Source organism: Calditrichota bacterium (assembly GCA_014359355.1).
In the GTDB taxonomy this organism is placed as follows: Bacteria; Zhuqueibacterota; Zhuqueibacteria; order JANLFK01; family Oleimicrobiaceae; genus Oleimicrobium.
This window is the reverse complement of the sequence record JACIZP010000105.1, coordinates 1-4,919: the sequence shown is the minus strand read 5'-3', so window position 1 is coordinate 4,919 and position 4,919 is coordinate 1. Positions and strand designations below refer to the sequence as shown.

At 58.9% G+C, this 4,919-nt stretch carries 2 protein-coding genes; both read left to right on the top strand.

Annotated elements, in window-relative coordinates:
- A partial coding sequence (locus tag H5U38_04385; protein ID MBC7186258.1) for a TonB-dependent receptor occupies nt 1-1,953 on the top strand: 1,953 nt, incomplete at its 5' end.
- A 33-nt stretch (nt 1,954-1,986) separates the two neighbouring features.
- Nucleotides 1,987-4,919 (top strand): hypothetical protein (locus H5U38_04380; GenBank protein ID MBC7186257.1); only part of this gene is annotated, 2,933 nt, incomplete at its 3' end.

The window sequence follows — 4,919 nt, the reverse complement described above, 5'->3', positions numbered from 1 at the left end:
AAGGAAATCTTCTGGAACATCGACAGGCTGAATCCTTCCTACAACCTGCAGGGCACTCTTAGCGGTCCATTGCCTTTCACTGCGGGCGCCGTGAACTTTTTCCTCTCGGGACGCTACTACGACAGCGAAGGCTACATCTACGGCAAAGACGTGTGCAGGCCCAGCGACCAGTCCGACTTTACCGCCGACGCGGAGTCCAAGTGGACCATCATGTCGCATGGCAAAGTCTATTCATTTTCTGAGGAAGTCGCTCAGCGGCTCATAACAGAGGCCAAGGCAGTGCCCATGAATCCTGAGCGGCGGGCCACCGCCCAGGGGAAGTTGAGTGTGCGACTGTCCACTGCCGATAAACTGAGCATCGAGACTCTCCTGCAAGACTCCTACTTCAAGTATTACGACCATCGATTCCGGCTCAACCCCTCAGGCGATTACAAGCGCTATCAGCGGGGTTACAACACCAGTTTGGCGTGGAACAGAGTGCTAAGCCCGCGTGCCTTCTTCTCTGTAAAAGGGACCTACTTCTACACGGTGTACAAACAATTTGTCCTGGAAGACCCTTTTGACCCAGGCTATGTCTCGAGCAGAAGGCTCCAGGATACTGGCGCCAACGCCTTCCTCACTGGCGGCATGCAAATGTGGAATTTCCACCGCAGCACAGGCACTATTGTCGGCAAGTTCGACCTCACCTATCAGGCGACCCAGACGCACCAGTTCAAGACTGGCCTCGAGGTGAAACGCCACCGCCTGTGGATGCACGAGTTTGAAGTGGTGCCCGAGCTCCCCGAACGCATCCCGCCCAGGACGTCGTTCAACAACAATCAATACACCCACCGCCCTGTGGAGTTTGCCGCTTACGTGCAGGACAAGATGGAATTCGACTACATGATCGTGAACGCGGGAGTGCGCTTCGACCACTTCGAGCCCGACGGCGAAGTGCCCACCAACTTCCGCGAGCCAAGCAGCTCACCGCGGGTGCGAGCAGAGGGCGCCTCGCAACTCAGCCCGCGACTCGGCATCGCCTATCCCATCACCGAGCGGGGGGTTATTCACGTGTCCTACGGCCACTTCTTCCAGATCCCGAACTTGGACTTTATGTACACCAACCCGGAATTCGACATCTACCCCTTGCAGAGCACTCCCTCGCCGCCACCTCACAGCCTGCTGAACACCGTGGGCAACACCACGCTGAAGCCGCAGAAGACGGTCATCTACGAGATAGGCTTGCAGCAGCAGTTGACCGAGGATCTTGCTCTGGATGTGACGGCTTATTACAAGGACATCCGCAATCTGCTGGGCACCGAGGTGCTAATGACTCTGCAAGGGATTCGCTACGGCCGCTACATCAACCGTGACTATGGGAACGTCAAGGGGGTGACCGTGGCCTTCGAGAAGCGGCACAAGGGCGGCGTGGGCGCCACGCTGGACTACACATTTCAGATTGCCAAAGGGAACGCCTCTGACCCGAACACCGCTTTCCTTGACCAGCAGACGGAGCCACCTCGCGAAACAACAAAACAGATGGTGCCGCTCAATTGGGATCGCCGCCACCAAATCAACGCGACGCTCACCCTCGGCAACGACGACTTGAGCGTGAACCTGATCGGGCGGTTCGGCACTGGACTTCCCTACACGCCGTCGTTCCAGAACATCCAGACCGCAGTAGAAAACAGTGGCCGCAAGCCACTTCAATACAACGTCGACCTCTATGCGTACAAGACATTCCCGCTTGGGAAATTGTCGCTCCAGCTTTTCCTGCGCGTTTACAACTTGTTTGACCGGCTGAACGAAGTTGAGGTCTTTACCGACACAGGACGTGCCGGCTATTCCCTGGCGCCGGTGTATTCAGGAGGGCTGCGGCCGCGAGGCATAAACACGCTTGACCAGTACTACGTGCGCCCGGATTTCTACAGCGCCCCGCGCCAGGTGCAGTGTGGCCTGACGTTGGAATTCTGAGCTGCGGTTTACTCACCAGGTGAGGATAGCGTCATGAAGCGCGTACTCTTGGCACTATTGGCTCTGACCGCCTTCGCCTGCCCGGAGGTGTTGGCACAACGCACGCCTGACCCCAACACTGGCGACGCGCGCTACCGCCGTCAGGGGATCATGGATGGCAATCTGGTCCGGACCATCTTCATCAACTGGGGGGAAATCGCTCACTGGCCGGATCAGCCGTCTGGCGAGTGGCCCAAAGGGAGCGGCCACTCGTACGTCGATGGCGTCGCTCTCGTCGTCCAGGCGCGCACCATCGACAACAAGGGCCAGGTCATCTACCCCATGGAGACGCAATATCGGGAGTTCGTCGACAAGGGGCCCAAGGATGAGTTGTGGGGGTGGGCACCTTTGCCGGGCTACTTCAACCCGCGTGGGGACAAGCCCGCCATGAGCAACGACCCCGCGACCTGGCCTGCACACTGGCCCGACAAACCCGCAGAGTGGGACGGCTTTTGGAATGGCTTCTTTGGCAAAGGGGTCACCAACGCCGATTTGGAAACCTACTTCGTGTTCGACGACGACCCAGACGAGGAGTGGGATTTCTATCCCGATCCCACCGACACGACCCGCCGCGGCTTAGGTCTCGAAGTGGCAACGCGCCTTTTTCAGTGGTCACAAGTGCTGGCCGAAGACGTGCTCTTCGCCATCTACTTCATCACCAACGAAGGGAAGACCACCTACGACAGCACCTACTACTGCTTCTACATCGACTGGGGGGTCGGAGGCACGGATGATTCTTCGGACGACACTGGCAACTACAATTTAAGGCTGGACATCGCCTGGGCATGGGATTGGGATGGCTTCGGGACGCCGGGCCGATGGTCGCCGGTGGGTGTGGCCGGTTTTGCCTTCTTAGAGAGTCCGGGCATCAAGACCGACGGCCGAGATAACGATGACGACGGGCTCATCGATGAGCGGCGCGACGACCCGAGTCCAGGCATGTGGCTGGATACCTATCCCTACGGGTGTGTGGACGTGGAGTCCTTCCGCGAGACGTTCAACCGCGAACCGCGCCCGCATTGGTCTGCCGACGAGGACATGGACTGGATGTCCTTCGAGGACCTGAACGGCAACGGCCAGTGGGATGCCGGCGAGCCCTTGCACGACGACGTGGGCGAAGACGGACTTGGGCCATTCATGGACGGATACCCGGGCCCTGATGGCGGCGAGGCGGATGGTATGCCCACACCTGGCGAGCCCAACTATAGCTTTCTGGACAAAGACGAGTCCGACCAAATCGGCCTGACCGGCTTCCGTATCTTTCCGGTGCACACCTACGAACTGTGGAACGAGGAGCAAAACTGGAAGGTTTTTGTGTCTGCACCTCAGCCCAAAGACGCCCTGCAGGTGACCGCCAACCTGGGCATGTTTTTCTCATCGGGGCCATTCCCGCTGCGGCCTGGTCAAACCGAAAACTACTCCATGGCCCTGATCTTTGCCGAGGACGCCGACGACTTGGCGCGCACCAAAAAGACCGTGCAGCAGATCTACAACGCCGACTACCGCTTTGCCAAGCCCCCGGAAAAGCCAACTCTCACCGCCATCCCGGGCGACGGCAAGGTGACCCTCCTCTGGGACACCAGGGCAGAGAGCTCGTGGGATCCTTTCCTTCAAGCCTACGACTTTGAGGGCTACCGCATCTACCGCAGCACCGAACCTGAGTTCCTGGAGAACAAGATCATCACCGACGCCTACGGCAGACCAACATTCCGAAAACCTATTGCGCAGTTCGACCTGCAGAATGGCATCAAGGGCCTCCACCCCATCGATGTGGAAGGGGTGAAATTCGACCTTGGCACCGACAACGGCCTGCGCCATGTCTTCATCGACACCGACGTTCAGAACGGCCAGACGTACTACTATGCCGTAGTCTCCTACGACCGCGGTCTGGTGGATACCAGTGCCACAGGCGAGGTCGAAGGTATTGCGCCGGCCGAGTGCGCCAGCGTCATCAAGGTTGACATTGCCGGCAATGTGCAGACCGACGTCAATACTGCCGTGGTGGTGCCGAATCCGCCATCGGCTGGCTATGTGGCGGCCGCACTGCAGGACCAGGGCGTTGTGCACGAAGGGCCTGGGACGGGAAGCCTTCAGGTGCAGTTTGTGATCGAGGATTCGGTGCGCGACAATGCCCGTTACCAGGTTGTGTTCGACGACACCTCCCGCTTCCACAACAGCGGCGTGCCGTTTTACTCCCTCTATCGGCTCGTGTTAGCGGATACGGTGCTCCTCTTCCACCGCCTCCCCGTGTTTGAAGAGACAGAATCTCCCCTGTTCGACGGACTGGTGGTAAACATGGTCAACGATGCCAAGGTCGAGGTAGACTACTCGCGCACGGGTTGGCTCGTGGGCAGCTGCAACTACAAGACCTATGTCGACTTTGATCCGCTATTTGTCAGCCAAGACCCTGCTCTGAACCATTCGACTCCTTATCCTGCTGACTATGAGATCCGTTTCTCGGACAAAGTGGAGGCCAAGTCTGCCCGCAAACTGGGATATCCAGAGACGCCCGTAAAGTTCAGCGTGTGGAACGTCACCGAGGGTGTACAAGCCCAGTTCTTTTTCCGGGACATCGTGAAGGACTCTACGCTGACTCCAGACAGCGGTGAGGGCATCACCATTTTCATTGACGACCCGCTGTCGTCCTGGAAGGTGACGGCCACCTGGCGACTCACCTTTGAGGTGGACAGCCTGAAGCCGGTGTTCATCCCACCGGCGCCCGGCGATGTGTTCCGGATCGCCACCACCAAGCCTTTCCGCAAGGGCGAGCGCTTTGAGTTCCAGGTGAGCGCGCCCAAGTACGACCTCCAGGTGGCCAAATCTATGCTCGACCAGGTGATCGTGGTCCCTAACCCCTACGTGGTGGGCAATAGCTGGGAGCCGCGCAGTCCGTACCGCTTTGGCCGCGGCGAACGCCGGCTGCAGTT